The 16,036-nt window shown below is 73.3% G+C and carries 11 protein-coding genes and 1 pseudogene; 5 read left to right on the top strand and 7 right to left on the bottom strand.

The genetic code is table 11. From position 1 onward, the window contains the following. Nucleotides 1-260: 260 nt before the first annotated feature. The 3 genes from LQ326_RS19845 to LQ326_RS19835 all read right to left on the bottom strand — a co-directional run bounded on the left by LQ326_RS19845 (nt 261) and on the right by LQ326_RS19835 (nt 7,053). Nucleotides 261-2,261, bottom strand: coding sequence for a CASTOR/POLLUX-related putative ion channel (locus LQ326_RS19845; protein WP_234538515.1), 2,001 nt, complete (start codon nt 2,259-2,261; stop codon nt 261-263). Between the two features lie 315 nt (nt 2,262-2,576). Further along, complete coding sequence (locus tag LQ326_RS19840) at nt 2,577-5,993, bottom strand: glycosyl hydrolase (protein WP_234538513.1); 3,417 nt, start codon at nt 5,991-5,993, stop codon at nt 2,577-2,579. Between the two features lie 478 nt (nt 5,994-6,471). Beyond that, entirely contained in the window at nt 6,472-7,053 is a 582-nt protein-coding gene (locus LQ326_RS19835; RefSeq protein ID WP_234538512.1) for a TetR/AcrR family transcriptional regulator, read from the bottom strand. 106 nt (nt 7,054-7,159) lie between these two features. Between LQ326_RS19835 and LQ326_RS19830 the strand changes: the two genes are divergently transcribed. Continuing rightward, nucleotides 7,160-8,356 carry an MFS transporter gene (locus LQ326_RS19830; RefSeq protein WP_234538511.1) on the top strand — a complete coding sequence of 399 codons (1,197 nt, stop codon included), beginning with the start codon at nt 7,160-7,162 and terminating at the stop codon, nt 8,354-8,356. A gap of 120 nt (nt 8,357-8,476) precedes the next feature. On the opposite strand, the gene LQ326_RS19825 is transcribed toward LQ326_RS19830, so the two are convergent. The 3 genes from LQ326_RS19825 to LQ326_RS19815 form a co-directional block, all read right to left on the bottom strand. After that, a complete protein-coding gene (locus tag LQ326_RS19825; RefSeq protein WP_234538510.1) occupies nt 8,477-9,145 on the bottom strand; it encodes a Type 1 glutamine amidotransferase-like domain-containing protein in 669 nt (222 codons plus the stop codon). A gap of 380 nt (nt 9,146-9,525) precedes the next feature. Then, nucleotides 9,526-10,617 (bottom strand): dipeptidase, encoded by a 1,092-nt coding sequence (locus tag LQ326_RS19820; protein WP_308401965.1) that lies wholly within the window; start codon nt 10,615-10,617, stop codon nt 9,526-9,528. Then, nucleotides 10,614-11,927, bottom strand: coding sequence for an amidohydrolase family protein (locus LQ326_RS19815; RefSeq protein ID WP_234538509.1), 1,314 nt, complete (start codon nt 11,925-11,927; stop codon nt 10,614-10,616). The genes LQ326_RS19820 and LQ326_RS19815 overlap by 4 nt, the downstream gene beginning before the upstream one ends. A 173-nt stretch (nt 11,928-12,100) precedes the next feature. Here LQ326_RS19815 and LQ326_RS19810 point away from each other — a divergent pair, with 173 nt between their 5' ends. The 3 genes and pseudogenes from LQ326_RS19810 to LQ326_RS19800 form a co-directional block, all read left to right on the top strand. Continuing rightward, nucleotides 12,101-12,862 (top strand): IclR family transcriptional regulator, encoded by a 762-nt coding sequence (locus LQ326_RS19810; protein WP_234538508.1) that lies wholly within the window; start codon nt 12,101-12,103, stop codon nt 12,860-12,862. After that, nucleotides 12,859-13,815: an ornithine cyclodeaminase family protein gene (locus LQ326_RS19805; RefSeq protein WP_234538507.1), complete on the top strand. Its 957-nt coding sequence runs from the start codon at nt 12,859-12,861 to the stop codon at nt 13,813-13,815. Before LQ326_RS19810 ends, LQ326_RS19805 begins: the two co-directional genes overlap by 4 nt. Nucleotides 13,816-13,872: 57 nt before the next feature. Continuing rightward, nucleotides 13,873-14,113, top strand: a pseudogene (locus LQ326_RS19800) (IS630 family transposase); the annotation flags it as partial. Between the two features lie 325 nt (nt 14,114-14,438). Here the strand turns inward: LQ326_RS19800 and LQ326_RS19795 are convergent. Continuing rightward, nucleotides 14,439-15,002: a TetR/AcrR family transcriptional regulator gene (locus LQ326_RS19795; protein ID WP_234538506.1), complete on the bottom strand. Its 564-nt coding sequence runs from the start codon at nt 15,000-15,002 to the stop codon at nt 14,439-14,441. Between the two features lie 84 nt (nt 15,003-15,086). Between LQ326_RS19795 and LQ326_RS19790 the strand changes: the two genes are divergently transcribed. After that, complete coding sequence (locus LQ326_RS19790) at nt 15,087-16,001, top strand: SDR family oxidoreductase (RefSeq protein WP_234538505.1); 915 nt, start codon at nt 15,087-15,089, stop codon at nt 15,999-16,001. Nucleotides 16,002-16,036: the final 35 nt, after the last annotated feature.

The following is a 16,036-nucleotide window of genomic DNA, read 5'->3' as shown; positions in this document are numbered from 1 at the left end:
CCTGACGAGAGCGCTGCCTGACCGGCAGCGCTCCGAACCCCGCGGGGGAGCCGGCCGCGACATGGCCGGCTCCCCCGCGGACAACGCGAAGGGCCCGTCCGCAACCGGACGGGCCCTTTCGTCGAGCGCCGGGCAGGCCTTGCACCTGCATCTCCCCGCAGGAAGCGGGGCGTCTTTCCTTGGACCACCAACGCGACACCGGCCACCGGGACTTCACGGCGACCAGCTCTTGATCAAGGATAGCGCATCCGCTCATCACTTCATGCCGGGCCGCCGCGCCGTGTCGGGCTTCCCCGTTCCGGTCGCTGGGCGGGCAGGGCACGGGAAGCGCCGGCGTCGGTGCCGGGGCCGGCGCGCTGACCCGTCGTCAGCACCAGGACCTGGTCCGCGCCGCTCCACACGCGCCGTTCGGACTTGCGAGGGCAGAGCAGGACGCCGTCGTACGGCCGGGTGGCGTGCGGGTCGGGCGCGAGGTAGCCGATCGCGCACTCGTCGCGTTCCAGCGCCGCCGCGACGACCGTGGCGAACGCGGCCTCGTGGCCGGGCCTCACGTAGTGGGCGGCGGGGTGCAGGGCGAGTGCTCCGCCCCGGGTGGCGAAGATCTCCTCGAACACGTCGGCCAGTTCGGGGTTCTGCACAATCTGGGCCATGAGCAGGGCGGTGAGCTGGCCGCGGACCACGACGTCGGAGGCCGGGCCGAGCGGGGCGACCGTACGGCTTCGGTGGTCGCGCAGTTCGGCCACCACGGGCAGGGTGCGGCCGGTCCGTTCCTCCCACGACCGCAGGGTCAGCAGCGCCAGCAGGGTGCGCTCGTCAGCCCGTTCGGATCCGCTCTCCCAATCCGGGCCCAGGGCGACGACACTGTCGTAGGCGGCGAGATCGAGGCCGTCCAGGGCCTCGGGGGCGGACAGGTCGCGGGTGCGGTGGGTCAGGGTGAGCGCCGCGGAGCCGTCCGGGGAGGACGGGTCGCCGAGGTGTGCGGGCTCCGGGGAGGCGGTGACCACGTCGAGGACCGAACCCGGCCGTGCGGACGCGCGCAGGGCGTCCACGATCATCGGCGCCCTGCGGTTCCATCCCAGCAACAGCAGGCGGGTGGGCTGGTCCGGCAGGGGCGCGGGCGGTGCGAGTGCCGAGGTGTCGATCCTGGCCCAGCGCTCCGTGAGGGGGGCGCGGCGGTCGTCGTGGGCGACGGTGACCAGCCGGTCCCCCGGCCCGAGCACGGTGTGCGGCGCGGGGGTGAGCAGCGGGCGGCCGTCCGGGCGCAGCAGTCCCACGGCGCAGGACGTCTCCAGGCGCAGGGCCACCTCCTCGAAGGACAGTCCCACCGCGTCCGGAACCTCGGTCACATGGAACTCGGCACCGGAGAAGTCCAGCAGGTCGCGCAGGGCCCTCGGTATCCCCGGGCGCCGTGCCGCCTGGACGAGCAGCCGGGCCGCGGTCCGGTCGGTCTCCAGGACGGTGCCACGCGGTCCGGCGGCCAGCCGCGCGGCGGGTACGTAGCGTCCGTCGTGCACGGCGGCGACCACCCGCGGAGCGGGCCGTGCGTCGTCGGCCCCGAGCAGGGTCCGCAGCGCCAACAGGGTCCGTACGACCGTGAGATCGCCGTCCAGGTCGTCCGCGGGCAGCACCACCACCGCCCTGGCCGCCCCGGGCGTGACCAGGGCCAGCGCGTCCGGGTCGGTGGGCGCGCCGGTGCGGCAGACCAGCCGGACGCCGTCGGTGACGCCCAGGGCGGCGGTGAGCGCGCTGTCCATCTGCGCGGGGTCCCGGTCGGCGAGCACGGTGATGACGTGCCGTGCCCCGCGGGACCGCCCGGCGATCAGTTCCGAGACCACCGTGAAGATCTGGTCGGTCCAGCCGAGCACCACGTCGTGATCGCGCTCCAGCACCTGCGAACGGCCGCGCCGCAGTTCGGTGAGCCGGTCGCCGAGGCCGGTGGTGACGACGCCGACGACCGTCGACACGCACAGCAGGGCGATGAGGCCGAGCAGGACGGACAGGAGCATCCGTGCCGGGGTTCCCGCGACCGCGCCGAGCCGGAGGGTCTCCGCGCTGGTGCGCCACACCTGGGTGAGCCGGCCGGCGAGGCTGTGCGGCGCGTCGGGGTCCGTCCACACCAGCAGGGTGCTGACGGGTACGACGACCGCCAGACAGCACAGGGCCAGCCAGCCCAGCAGTGTCCCCGTGCTGCGGGCGAGTGTCCTGTCGAACAGATAGCGCGCGCGGTGCCGTAACGGAGTCCGCTCCTGCGCTCGTCCCATGTCAGCCCCCTGCTCCCGCACCTGCCCCGGCGAGGTGAAGAGTGCCGGGTGCCCGGGGCGCGACACGCCGTCCGACCGGGACCTTCATCCTTTCGGGCAGCGTCGGGGAGCTGAAACCCCGGGCGGCTGCGGATGACACGCGGAGGCGTTGCGGCCGTTCGCACCGTACGGGGCCGGCCGGGACGGTGCGGCGGCCGTGTCCTCAGGACGGGCCGCCGGGCGGCAGGGACGAGCGGAAGGTCCAGGCTCCGGAACCGGCCCGGTACCCGGCCTCGGTGGCGGTGACGGGGCTGGCGGAGCGGACTGGGCGGAACGTCAGACGCGGTCGAGGTCGACCGTCACCCGGCGCTTGAAGCGCAGGGTGACCGGGCCGAGCAGACCCGAGGGCAGCGGCTTGTTGCGTTCGTTGGAGAGGGTGTTGGCGACCCGTACGGAGACCTGGTTGCGGCCGGGGACGAGCAGGCCGGTGACGTCGGTGACGAAGGGTGCCCACAGCAGTGGGCCGAGGGCGGTGCCGTTGACGGTCACCGCGGCCACGTCCCGGACGTCCCCGAGGTCCAGCAGGACGCGCCGCCCGTCGAGGGTGGCCGCGTCCACGGCGAGATCCGTGGTGTAGGTGCCGCTGCCGGAGAAGAGCGGAGCGTGGGCCGTCCAGCTGCCGAGCGGTCCGGTGACGGGGGTGTCGCCGTCGCGTTCCAGGGCGAGCGTCCAGTCGCCGGTCACCGGGACCGGGGTGAGCGGGTCGTCGGCGTGGACCGTGCCCCGGTAGGTACGGCCCGCGTCGGTCCCGCCGAGCGGGTGGCTGCCGGGCTCCCCCAGCTCGACCGTGGCACGCAGCGAACGGCCGTGCCGCTCGACGGCCAGCACGTCGACCGGCGAGTCCGTGAGGTGCGGCGGGACCTCCCCGCGGGCCCGTACGACGACGATCCGGGTCTCGTACGGTGCGAAGGCCAGCGGCACCAGCAGGCCCCGGGGGCCGGTCCGGTAGAGCGGGGCGGGACCGGTCCGGCCGGTCGCCGGGTCCCAGAGCTCCGGGACGCCGTCGGCGGGCAGGACCGCGGTGGTCGCTACCGCCGTACCGCTCTCGTTGTTGAAGAGGAAGGCGGTGTCGTCGCCCCGGGTGACGCGCAGGGCGCGGATCGAGTCCTGGGCGGGTTCGAGGACGGCCGCCGCCGCTCCGGCGTCCTGCGCGGCGGCGCCCAGATCCCCGGCGTCGGCGACGCGTACGGCACGGCCCCCGCCGAGGGTGCGGCGGCCGGGAGCGGTGTCGGGGAACAGGTCGTTCAGGGCGCGGGTGAGGGAGCGGTCGTCGGTGTCGGCCTCGTCGGTGGGCAGGGTGCCGACGGCCACCACGGTGCCGCCCGCCCTGGCGAACGCGTTCAGGGCGCGGACGGTCGCGGTGTCCAGGGTCGGCGTCTCGGGCAGGACGACGAGGTCGTAGCGGGCCTCGCCGACGGCGAGCCGTCCGGCGCGCACCCGGGCGTGGGCCAGCAGCTCGGGGTCGCCGGTGAGGGCGCCCTCGTGGAGGAGGTCGAAGTCGACCTGGGCGCGCTCCAGGGCGTAGGCGGCGTCGCTCAGCGCGCCGTCGACCGTGCCCTGCTTGTCCGTGCCGGTCCACTGCTCGGCGGCCCGCTGCGGCTGGAGCAGCGCGGTGCGCGCGGCGGAGGTGCCGCGGCAGGCCTCCATGACCCGGCCGATCCACTCGGCGAGTGGGCGCATCGACCACCACCAGGGGGCGCGGGGACCGAAGGGCGGCGGGAAGTAGACCACGGTCTCGTCGGTCCACAGGGCGTGCAGGACCGTCAGGTTGACGCCACGGGCGGCCTGGGCGCCGATGGTGGCGTGCACGAAGCCGGGGGTGACCTGCCAGCCCATGTTCCCGAACATCTCCATCAGGGTCCGTTCCCGGCCCATCTGGTGGGCGACCGAGACCGGGTTGCGCGGCAGCATGGTCTGCTGGCCGGCCACGTACTCGGCGGTGATGATGTCACCGCCGGGCACCTGTGCCCACTGGTTGGCCTTGTGCAGGTCGCCGGTGCTGGGGATGCGCTTGGCGGGGGCGGTCTCGTCGTACAGCGGATTGGTGATGAGGGCGACACCGCGCTGCTCGCACCACTCGCCCTGGGCGCGGAAGTAGCGGGCGAAGCGGTTGGAGACGGCCTGCCAGAAGAGGCCGCGCGCGACCCGGCCGCCCCGGCCGAGGTCGTCGAAGGCGGCGGCGTAGGCGACGCCGGGCGCGACCCCGGCGTCACGCAGTGCCCGGTCCAGCGTCGGTGACCACGGCAACCGCTTGAAGTGGGCCTCGGCGGAGGCGAAGAACGGCTCGTCGTCCCAGAAGCCGGGGATCACGGTCCCGAACCAGCGGTGGAAGCGGCGGTGGTACTCGCCGGGGACGATGTCGAGGAAGAGCCGCACGGGTTCGTCGTCGAGGAGATCGACGTAACTGCGGCTGTATCCCTGGGTGTCGTCGACCAGCGGGATGCCGCCGAACAGGTCGATCTGCCAACGGCCGGCGGGCACCTGCCAGTTGCCGTCCGCCGTGAGCCGGTCGGTCAGGTCGACGACCTCGGCCGCGTCCGTGGCCCCCACCGGGCGCGCGGCGGCGGCCGCGGCCTCGACGGGGAGCGACGCCCGTGCGGGGAAGTCGCCCGCGACGGCCGCGTCGTCGAACGCCGTCGCGTACAGCGTGGTGCCGTCGGGCGCGGTGACGGCGAGGCTGTCCCACAGGCCGCGCGCGGCGCCGACCGCGCGCACGCCGACGCCGCCGGACGGCCGGCCGCCGTCCGTGACCGTGCCCTTGGCACGGCCGTCGAGCGTGACGGTCAGGGACGCGCCGCTCACGGTCACCACGAGTGTGTGGTACTTCGTCTTGTTGAAGCCGTCGGTGCGGGTGCTGCGCAGCAGTTCGACGGGGTCCGTGCCGCGGGTCAGCCGCTCCACGGTGACCACCCCGGTCTGGTCGAAGGAGACGGCGTAGCCGTCGAGCCCGTCGGCGGAGGCACGGACGACGAGCCCTGCGGCGGTGCGGTCGGCCTTGGCGCTCGCGGTGACGGTCAGGTCGGTCCAGTCTTCGCCGCCGCGCAGCACGGCCGCCCCGTCCAGCACGGCCGCGTCGGCGACCAGGTGTCCCGCCTCCACCCCCACGCCGGTGCTGCGGCGCAGGTCGGTGACGGCGGGGCCCTCGACGACCGTGGAGGACCGCCACAGCGCCTTCAGCCGCAGGTCGGGGCGTGGTTCATAGGTCCGGGAGCCGACCGTGCCGCCTTTCACGATGAACTCGCCGGCTCGGCCGCTCGGGAAGTGGTCGTCGTTGAACAGCCACACGCGCATACCGGTGGCCTCGGCCGTGCGCAGCACGTGCTCGACGATGCCGAACCATTCCTCGGTGAAGAAGACGGGCCGCATGGCGTCGTTGTCGAAGGAGAAGAGGACCACCTCGTACATCCCCTTGTCGCGCAGGTCGGCCAGTTGCCGGTCGACCAGGTCGGGGGTGACGGGTCCGTTCCAGTACCAGTAGACGGTGGGGCGGCTGTCCTTGGGCGGATCGGTGAAGCGGCGGGTGGTGAAGGCGGCGGGGGCCGGGGCCGTACCGGGCCGTCCTGACGCGGCGGAGGCGGTCGGCGCTGCGGCCAGGCCGAGTCCGGTGAGGCCGGTGGCGAGGGCGGTGCCGACACCGGCGGCTGCGACGAAACCGCGTCTGGACAGCGGGACTTCGGGGGTGGTTTCGGACATGCGGGTACTCCTGGAGAGGCAGGGTGTGGGTGGCAGACGGGCCGGGGGCTCAGGCCACGGCGAGGCGGGCCGCTTCGGCGGCCGTGAGGGCCCGTTTGTGGTCGAAGGCGGCGAGAGCGGGGCCAGCGCCGGAATCGGGGCCTGCTGGCGAGCCGGCCGCGTGGGCGGCGGGTACCGGTCGCAACGTACGGGACTCCCTTCGGCGGCAATTGAATTGAATCGTTTTACAGTGCAGGCGCTGACGCTAGGGTCGCCCACGGCAAGCGTCAAGACTTCTCACGGGTGTTGATCGATGCGCCTTGCCGGGAGACCATGAACTGCCAGGCAGGGAGGGCGAGTACCGTGCCGCCCGGGCACACTTGGGCGAGAGGGAGCGATGACACGGGTTCGAAAAGGAGAATTGAAACGTTCAATTCATTTCAGGTCGAGGAGCCACCAGGCGTGACCGCGCCGCTGCGATCGCCGCCGTCGCCGAAGATCAGGTGACGTCCGTGGACAGGCGCGGCCCGGCGGCGACGATCGCGCGGACCGTCTCGGTGACCAGCCGGCGGTCCAGGGGCGCGTCGGCGAAGGCCCGATGCATCGGCCAGCCCTCGATCAGCGCGTCCAGGGCGCGTGACACCCCGGGCGTGAAGTGCAGGGCGAGGCTGTCCCTGCTGCGTTCCAGCCAGGTGCGGGTCGTGGCGGAGACGGCCTCGTTGTGGTTGGCGTAGGCGTACATCTCGAAGATGAGGGTCATGTCGCGCTCCGTGGCGTAGGCCGGACCGCAGATCAGCTCGACGACGGCCGCCTCGGCCTCGGCCGTGGAGGCGGCGGACTGCAGCTTTTGCCGGTAGAGCCCGGACATGGTGTCCGACAGCCGGGCGAAGGCCTGGGCGAGCAGGTCCGCCATACCGTCGAAGTAGTAGGTGAGCGAGCCCAGCGGAACGTCCGCCCGGGCCGCGATCTTCCGGTGGGTGGTTCTGTGCACGCCACTCTCGGAGATCACGTCCAGGGCGGCATCGAGGATCCGCTCCTTGCGTCCGGGATCGTTCGGGATCTCGCGTCGTGTGCCGCTCACGCCCTCAATGTGCCACGGGTTGCCCACTCCCGAGTGTGTACAGACGTACAGGTCAGTGTGTACGGTCGTACAGACTCGTGAACGGACCCAGCTGGAGCCACCGCCCATGCCCCTTGACCTCGCCCGGCGTCGCACCGCCGTCTTCGTGCTCTTCTTCGCGCCCGGGCTGACCATCTCCTCCTGGGTCACCCGGACCCCGGACGTGCGCGACCTGCTCGGCGCCTCCACGGCGCAGATGGGACTGATCCTCTTCGGGCTCTCGGTCGGCTCGATGCTCGGCATCCTGTGCTCGGGCACGGTCGTGGCACGCTGGGGCGCCCGGCTCGTCATCCTCGCCGGCACCTCTGCCGTCGCCGCCGGTGCCGCGGTGGTCGGGGTGGGTGCCGCTGTCGGTTCGGGGGCCTGTGTGGCGCTGGGCCTCGGGCTGTTCGGTCTCGGCATGGGCGGCGGCGAGGTGGCCCTGAACGTCGAGGGCGCCGAAGTGGAACGGCTGCTCGGCCGCTCCACGCTGCCCGCCATGCACGGTTTCTTCAGTCTGGGCACCGTACTCGGGGCGGTGGCCGGCATGTGCCTGACGGCTGTCGGGTTCCCGGTCCTCGTCCATCTGCTCGTCGTCGCCGCGGTGGTGCTGGGCGCGCTCGCCCTGGTCATCCGGCGTGTCCCCACCGAGGTCGGCCGGCAGCCCGCCGCCGGGCGCCGTGCGGCGGGCGCGCCGCGCGCCGCGGTGTGGAAGGATCCCGCGCTGCTCCTCATCGGCTGCGTCATCCTCGCGCTCGCCATGGCCGAGGGCACCGCGAACGACTGGCTGCCGCTGGTCATGGTGGACGGTCACGGTTTCGACGCGACGCTGGGCTCGGCCGTGTACGCGGTGTTCGCCGCCGCGATGACCGTGGGGCGCTTCGTCGGCGGACGATTCGTCGACCGGTTCGGGCGGGCGGCGGCGCTGTGCGGCAGCGCGCTCGTCGGGGCCGCCGGACTGGCCCTCGTGATTTTCGTCGACGACCAGGTGGTCGCGGCCGCGGCCGCCGTCCTGTGGGGACTCGGCGCGTCGCTCGGGTTTCCCGTCGCGCTCTCCGCAGCGGGCGATTCCGGTGCCGACTCCGCCGCCCGCGTCGCGATCGCCGCGACCGTCGGCTATGTCGCCTTCCTGGTGGGCCCGCCCTCCCTCGGTTACCTCGGCGAGCGCTTCGGGCTGCGGAACGCCCTGATCCTGGTGCTCGTGCTGGTGGTGGCGGCCGTCTTCGCCGCACCCGCCGCCCGCTCACCCCGGAAGACGGCCGACCCGGAACCGGCGGGCACCTGAGACCGGTGACCGTCGGTCCGCCGAACGGGAACCACGATGTGACCGGACGCAGCAACTCCGCGTCAACGCGCCCCTGGGCGCCGCGCTGCCCGGTCCGGAGCTCCCCTCGCGTGTACCGAGTCACGGATGGAACCGCCACCGGCCTTCGGAAATGACATCCACCTTGCCGTCCCTGACGCGAACGGCGGTCTCGTCGTCGATGAAGTAGACCGGGAAGTCCGCCCGCGCAGCGATGCGATCGGCCCAGGCGTCGTCCCGCTCGGGGAAGTCCGGTGAGTACAGGTGAGGCTTGAGATACCAGTCGAAGAGGGCGAACGGCGGTTCCACGGTCGTCGCGCCGAGTACGTGGAGGTCCGCGGTGTCCCCGATGACGTCGGCGGAGTGCCCGGTGAGATGACGGCTGAAGATCATTGATCCGGCGCTGAAGCCCACATAGACCCGGCTCTCCAGCGCCTTCAGGAAGCCGTCGGCCAGGCCGTTGCCGGTGATGCTGCGCGCGAGGTGGTAATGGCTGCCGCCCCCGGCATAGATGACGTCGGCGTGCAGCAGCCGGTCGAGCACGATCTGCCGGGGCAGCCCGTTCAGCTCCAGGACGTCGAACTCCCGCCAACCGAGGCCGTACAGCCGGTTCATGTCCGCGACGAACCACCCGTGGTCCCCGGACTCGGCGACCGATGCCGTGGGAACGTACACGACGTTCGCCGATCCGAACGGCCTGCCCAGCATGTCCCGCAGCGCGTCCCGCAGCGTCTCGTTGCGCAGGCCACTCGCCGTCAGCAGAAAGTTCATCGGGCGAGCCAAGCACGACTCACGAGGCCGGCGCAACGAACCCAGGATCCGCCAACACCGTCATGGCGTGGCCGCAGCAGGAACATCCGCGGTGGGTTCAGGAAACCTGCGCGCGAAGACCGGCTCCCCGGCAGGTGCACCGAAGCCGTCCCGGGCCCGGCCGCCGCCGGGTTCGAAGAACCGTCTTGCCGCCACCCGCCATGAGGTGCGCAGAGTCCTCGCTACCGGAGCGGCATACACCTGCCCTGCCCGCCACGAGGCCGGCACCGAACCAACGAGTGCGGCAACCGAGACGCCGGGGAGCAGGGGCCCTGGGGCATGTCGTCAAGCCCACGCGTCGAATCCGCCGACCGGACCGCCCCAGAGGTTGAACGCCGAGCTCAGGCCGCCCAGACCCGGTCGGCGTAGTCGAGGAAGTTGCGGCCGAGGATCTTCTCGATGCGCTCGGAGCGGTAGCCGCGCTTCTCCAGGAGGCGGATCAGGTCGCGGAACTGGTCGACGCCGCGCAGGTCGACGACGAAGGGGTAGGTGTCGGCCCGTTCACCGGCCGCGCCCACACCGGCCGCCTGGCGCGCGGCCACGTGTTCGGCGAGGGCGGCGCGGTAGGCGTCGAGGTCGTCGACGGCGGTGACGGTGCCGTCGGTGCCGATGCCGACGTGGTCCTCCCCGCAGACGTCGACCGCGTGCGCGATGTGCTCCACGACGTCGGCGGCGGTGGCCTGCCCGGTGAGGCTGAGGAAGGGCATGAAGTAGATGCCGACGAACCCGCCGCGGTCCGCGACCAGGCGGAGTTCCTCGTCGGTCTTGTTGCGCGGCAGATCGGCCAGGGCACGGCAGCCGGTGTGGTTGACGGAGACGGGCTGCCGGGAGTGCCGGGCCGCCTCCAGGCAGGTGCGCTCACCGCTGTGGGAGAGGTCGACCATCAGGCGGTGGTCGTTGAGAGCCTCGACGGCCTGCCTGCCGAAGGGGGTCAGGCCGCGGTTGGCGGGGGCCATGGAGCCGTCGCCGAGGTGGTTGGCCTGGTTGTAGGTGAGCTGTACGACGCGGACGCCGGCGTCCGCGAAGGTCGCGACCCGGGTGTCGACGAGGGCGGGGTCCGCGCCGACGGCGACGGCGTTCTGGAAGCCGTAGACGACCCCGATCCGCCCCTCCCGGTGGGCGCGGTGGATGTCGGCGGTGGTGCGGACCTTGAGGAGGTCGGCGGAGTGCGCCTCGATGATCCGGTCCCAGACGGCGATCTCCGCAAGCGTGTGCTCGTACGGCGGCAGGTCGCCCATGGTGTAGCCGAGGGTGATGTTCACGGCGGTCAGGCCGCAGGCGTGGGCGTCGGCGATCGCGCGGGCGTCGACGGCGAGTTGGTCGCTGGACGGGTTGAGCTGGGTGGCGGCGGCCCGGGCGGCCGGGGCGTTGGGGTTGTCGAGCTGGCCCAGGGCGTTGACGATCACGGGGCGGGCGGCGGCGGTGTCGGTCACTGGGTGTCCTTCTCGAACTCGGCGCGGTCGAATCGGCGTCCGCGTCTGACGGTGAACGCGATGGTGCGCAGGTTGCCGATGTCGTGGAGGGGGTTCTCGTCCAGGACGGCGAAGTCGGCGAGCTTGCCGGGTTCGACGCTGCCCATGTCCGCCTCGGTACCGGCGGCGCGGGCACCGACGAGGGTGGCCGAGCGCAGGACCTCGGCGGCGGGGATGCCGCAGCGGTCGGCGAGGAAGGCGAGTTCGCCGTAGAGGGCGGGGAAGGGGTCGTCGGGGTCGGTCTCGTGGTCGGTGCCGGTGCACACGTCGACTCCGGCGCGGTGCGCCTGGGCGGTGAGTACGGCGGCCAAGTCGGCGTTGCGGGCGGCCCGTTCGGCGGACTCGGCGGTGTCGCCCCGGAGTTCGCCGCTGGTCCACATGGACGCGGTGGCGTCCAGGACCGTGCCGCGGCGGCGCATCTCGGCGAAGAGGGCGGCCAGTTCCGGGGCGTCGCCGGCGGCGAAACGGTCGTAGTCGACTCGTGGTTTGGTCTTGTAGCTGCTCAGCGGCTCGGTGGGGTCCTCGAAGGCGAGCAGGGTGACGTGGGAGACGCTGTCGACGCCCGCCGCGACGACCTCGCCGGGCGCGGCCGGGAAGACGGTGGCGTGCGCCCAGACGGCGATGCCCTGGCGGTGTGCCTCGGCGGTGACGGCGGCGACGGTCGCGGCGTCCAGGTCGGCGTAGACCTTGATCGCGGCGGCGTGGGTGCCGCGGGCGAGGGCGACGGCGATCGGCAGGTCGGTGTCGGGGGTGACGGCCTGCATCCAGGGGACGGCGCCGGGGACGGCGCCGCGGGAGACCTCGTGGGTACGGGGGTCGTCGAAGAAGGAGGGCCCGGCCATGAGGGCGGCGTAGCGGATGTCGGGTCCCGGGATCTCGCCGACCAGGGTGGCCCTGGCGAGGTCGCCGATGTGGCGCAGGTCGTCGGCCATGTCACGGACGGCGGTGACCCCGCTGTGCACCAGCCGGCGGAGCACGGCCTCGGCGACGGGACGGTCGGGCGGGGTGGCCAGGTGCTGGTGGGTGTCGATGAGGCCGGGGACGACGAAGCGGCCGGCGAGGTCGACGCGGGGTGCGTCGGCGGCGTGCGGGGGCAGCGGGTCGCCGTCGCCGACGACGGTGTGCAGGCGGGCGCCGTCGGTGACGATCGTGGTGTTCGGCCGGAGCGGGGCGCCGGTGCCGTCGAAGAGCGTGGCGCCGCGGTAGACCGTGACGGTTCCGGCGGGCGGAGCGGCCCAGGGGGTCGGGGCGCCTGGGGGCAGGTCGGTCATGGTCACCTTCGGTCCACTGGTTTGTTACGCACTACGTAACAGTTGTATCGTGTGTTGAAAATCCATGTAACTGTACTCTGCACCCGGTGGACCGCCGCAAGGGCCCGTACCGGCAAGGACGCACCGGGCCGCGGTCGTTGACGGCACCGGGCCGAGAGGGAAGAGCTGCCGTCATGCCCGACGCACCCGTCGCCCCGGGGCCGCCCCGGTCGGCCGTGGACAAGGCCCTCGACCTGGTCGAGGCCGTCTCGCGCGCGCCGCACCCCGTGCGGCTGACCGATCTCGCCGCCGAGGTCGGACTGCACCGTGCCACCGCGTACCGAATCCTGCTGGACCTGGTCCGCCGGGGCTGGGTGCTGCGGGCCGGTGACCGCTATCTGCCCGGCGCCGCCGTGCTGCGGATGTCCGCGTCGGCCGCGGGCAACTCGCTGACCGCGCTGGCCCGTCCGGTGTTGGAGCGGTTGTCCGCCGCGACGTCGATGATGGTCAACCTCCAGGTCCTGGAGGAGGGCGGCGGCAGGGTGATCGACGTGGTCCGACCCGAACGGCTCGCCATGATCAGTCACTTGCGGGGCGAGCTGCTGCCGGTACGACGGTTCGCCGGGCCGCTGGCCCTGGTCGCCGCACTCGAACCGGAGGCACGGACGCGGTGGTTGGGCAGGCTGTCCGAGGACGACGCCGGAATCACGCGGGAGCTGGCCGAGGTGGCACGGACCGGTGTCGCCGTGGAGCACGGCCGTAACGACAAGCTGGTGGCCTCCGTCAGCCGGGCGGTGGTGCCGGCGCCGGGGGCGCCGGTGTGCGCACTGACCGTCGTGGGGCCGAAGACCGAGCTCGACGGCCCGAAACTGGCCGCGGTGGAAAGGGAGTTGTGCGCGGCGGCCGACGAACTGGTGGCCGCGCTGACCGCCGACGGGGCGGAGGCGGGCCGGTGAGCGGCGTTCTGATCCTGGACCGCCGGCAGACGGCCGCCGCGCTGGAGCCGGCCACCGTGCTCGACGCAGTGGGCCGGGCGCTCGTCGCCGTCGCCCGTGGCGAGGTCTCCGTCCCCCCGCGGATCGCCGCCCTGACACCGGCGGGCCTGCTCGGCGCGATGCCCGGGTACGTCGCCGGGTTCGGGCCGGCCGCGAAGCTGGTGACCGTGACCGCCGATCCGCAGCACCCGGGACGGAGTTTCCACCGGGGGCTCGTGGTGCTGTTCGACGAGCACGACGGGAGGGCTCTCGCGCTGGTGGACGCCGAGTCGCTGACCGGGGTCCGGACGGCGGCGTCCGCCACCCACAGCGCGTTGGCCCTGGCCACCCGGCCCGGTCTCGGAAGGGTGGCGGTGGTGGGGACGGGGACCCAGGCGCGGGCACAGTTGGCGCTGCTCGCCGCCGTCCGGCCGACGGCGGAGGTCACCGTGGCCGGCCGTGACCCGGTGCGGGCGGGCGAGGCCGCCGCGCTGTTCCCGGGCGCACGGGCCGTCACAGGCGTCGAGGCCGCGGTACGCGCGGCCGACGTGGTGTTCTGCTGCACCGGCGCCGACGCTCCCGTGATCCGCCGGGAGTGGCTCTCCCCCGGTGTCCATGTCTCCTCGGTCGGCGGCTCGCAGGGGCCCGAGCTGGATCCCGGCACGGTCCGGGACGCGGCGCTGTTCGCCGAGTGGGCCGGCGCGGCCGCCTCGCCGCCGCCGGCGGGCGCCCACGAACTCCAGGACCTGGCCCCGGGACGGCCCGTCACCCTCCTCGGCTCCGTCCTCGCCGGCGACCATCCGGGGCGGGGCGGTGACACCGAGGCCCTCACGGTCTTCAAGTCCACCGGGCACGCCGCCCTGGACGTCGCGGCGGTCCGGGTCGCCTACGACACGGCACGGGCGCGGGGGTTGGGGATGCGCGTGGATCTGTGACGGCCGCCGAAGACGATCGGCGCGGTCCCGCCACGGCCGTCCGGGCCGACCCGGGAAAACCGGGTTCCGGTGATCGCGAAGCGGGTCCAGGCAGACGACGGCACCGTCCGCGACGCGATGCACGGTTCACCTCAAACGGCCTGGTCTGCCTGGGCCCTCGCTGGACGGGAGGCCGTCCCCGCCTTCTCAGTCCTGACGGCGAGGACTTCGTCGTCCAGACGGCCACCCTGCGGAAGCGCACGGCTGTGTGATCCGGATCGGCCGCGAGGCATTACGGTGCCTGCTCGCCCGCCGCGGCTCCTGGGTCCGCGGCAGCAGGATCCGGCGGTCGTGCGGTTCGGCGATGCCCCCGCCCCACATCCCGCTGTACCGCCGGCAGACGAAGAACCTTCCGGGCGACCGCCCCTCGCCCCTCGGGGCAGCCGCCCACCGCGACCAGGCGGCTTGACGTCGGATCAACGCCATGCCGCACTTGACCGCCTTCGCCAGGAACCGGCGGCTCGTCGCACACGCGGGCCGACGCGGCGGCGACGCGGGCCACGGGAGTGACCGCACATCAGCCACGGGCCATGAGGAACCGGGGGCTCCCGTCGGCGCCGTCGGTCCGTCGGCCCGGCCAGCTGTCAGCCCCTGGCTGTCACCTTGCCGAGTTCGTCCAGCAGATCACGCATCAGCGGTGCCATGTCGGTCTCCTCCGCCGCCGTGATCCACCGGTCGAAGCCGACCTTGAACACGGCCATCACCGTCTCGGCGGCCAGAGCCGCGGTCGGCTCCGGCACGCCGCGGTCGCGGAGGGCGTCCGCGAGGGCGCTCGCGAGCGAGGCGAGCTTGATCAGCTCGCGCTCCCGGAGTTCCGGGTGGGCGGCCACCACCGACTGCCGGAGCAGGACCTGCTCGCGACGGCCGGCGAACATCGCGGAGGCCGCGTCGAGTCCGGCGCCGAGCACGTCGACCAGCGGCGCCGACGGCGGGGCCGTCGCGACGGCTGTGACGAACAGCTCCTGGAGCGGGGAGCCCGCGAAGAGGACCTCGCGCTTGTCCGCGTAGTGCCGGAAGAACGTGCGTTCGGTGAGGCCCGCCTGCCGGGCGATCTGCGCCACGGTCGTCTGCTCGTACCCCTGCTCGCTGTAGAGCTGCAACGCCGCTTCCGCCAAGCGCTTGCGCGCGTTCGGCTCCCATCTGCCCATGGCGGAATCCTACGCGATGACAGTGAGCGACATCAGTGCTACGGTCGATGTCAGTCACTGTCATCAACAGTCAGGGGTTCTCCCATGCGTGTTTTCGTGACCGGCGCGTCCGGCTGGCTCGGCTCCGCCGTCGTTCCCGAACTTCTCGACGCCGGCCATCAGGTGGTCGGCCTGGCCCGGTCGGACGCCTCCGCCGCCGCGCTCACCACAGCGGGGGCGGACGTGGTGCGCGGCACCGTCGACGACCTGGACGTCCTGCGCGAGGCAGCCGCCTCGTCGGACGGTGTGATCCACCTCGCCTTCAAGCACGACATCGCCTTCAGCGGTGACTTCCGCGGGGCCGCCGAGGCGGACCGCCGTGCCGTGGACGCGTTCGGCGAGGTGCTGGCCGGTTCCGGCCGGCCCTTCGTGCTCGCCTCCGGCCTCCTCGGCATCGCCCCCGGGCGGACGGCCACCGAGCGGGACATGCCCGCGGTCGACGACTCGGTGTTCTCGCTGCGCCACGCCACCGCCCTGGCCGCGCTGCAACTGGCCTCGCGCGACGTGCGCTCCTCCGTGGTGCGGCTCGCCCCCACCTGTCACGGCGAGGGGGACCAGGGGTTCATGGCGGCGCTGGTCGGCATCGCCCGGGAGCGGGGTGTCTCCGGGTACGTCAGCGACGGCGCCAACCGCTGGCCCGCCGCGCACCGGCTCGACGTCGGACGGTTGTTCCGGCTGGCCGTGGAGAAGGCTCCGGCCGGCTCGGTACTGCACGGAGCGGGCGAGGAGGGCGTAGCGATCCGGGACGTCGCCGAGGTGATCGGCCGTCACCTGGGGCTGCCGGTCGTCTCCGTGGCGCCCGCTGACGCGGCCGGGCACTTCAGCTGGCTCGGCGGCATCGTCAACCTGGACGGCCCGGCCTCCAGCACGGCCACCCGTGAGCTGCTGGACTGGCGTCCGTCGCACCCGGGCCTGTTGGAGGACCTGGACAAGGGCCACTACTTCGGCCCGGCCGCCTGACCGACGGGGCCGAACCGGTGCCCGGCGCCGGGCGC

The sequence above is a fragment of the Streptomyces shenzhenensis genome, from assembly GCF_021462265.1.
Lineage (GTDB): Bacteria > Actinomycetota > Actinomycetes > Streptomycetales > Streptomycetaceae > Streptomyces > Streptomyces shenzhenensis.
The sequence above is the reverse complement of the archived record's forward strand: the minus strand, read 5'-3'. Positions and strand labels throughout refer to the sequence as shown.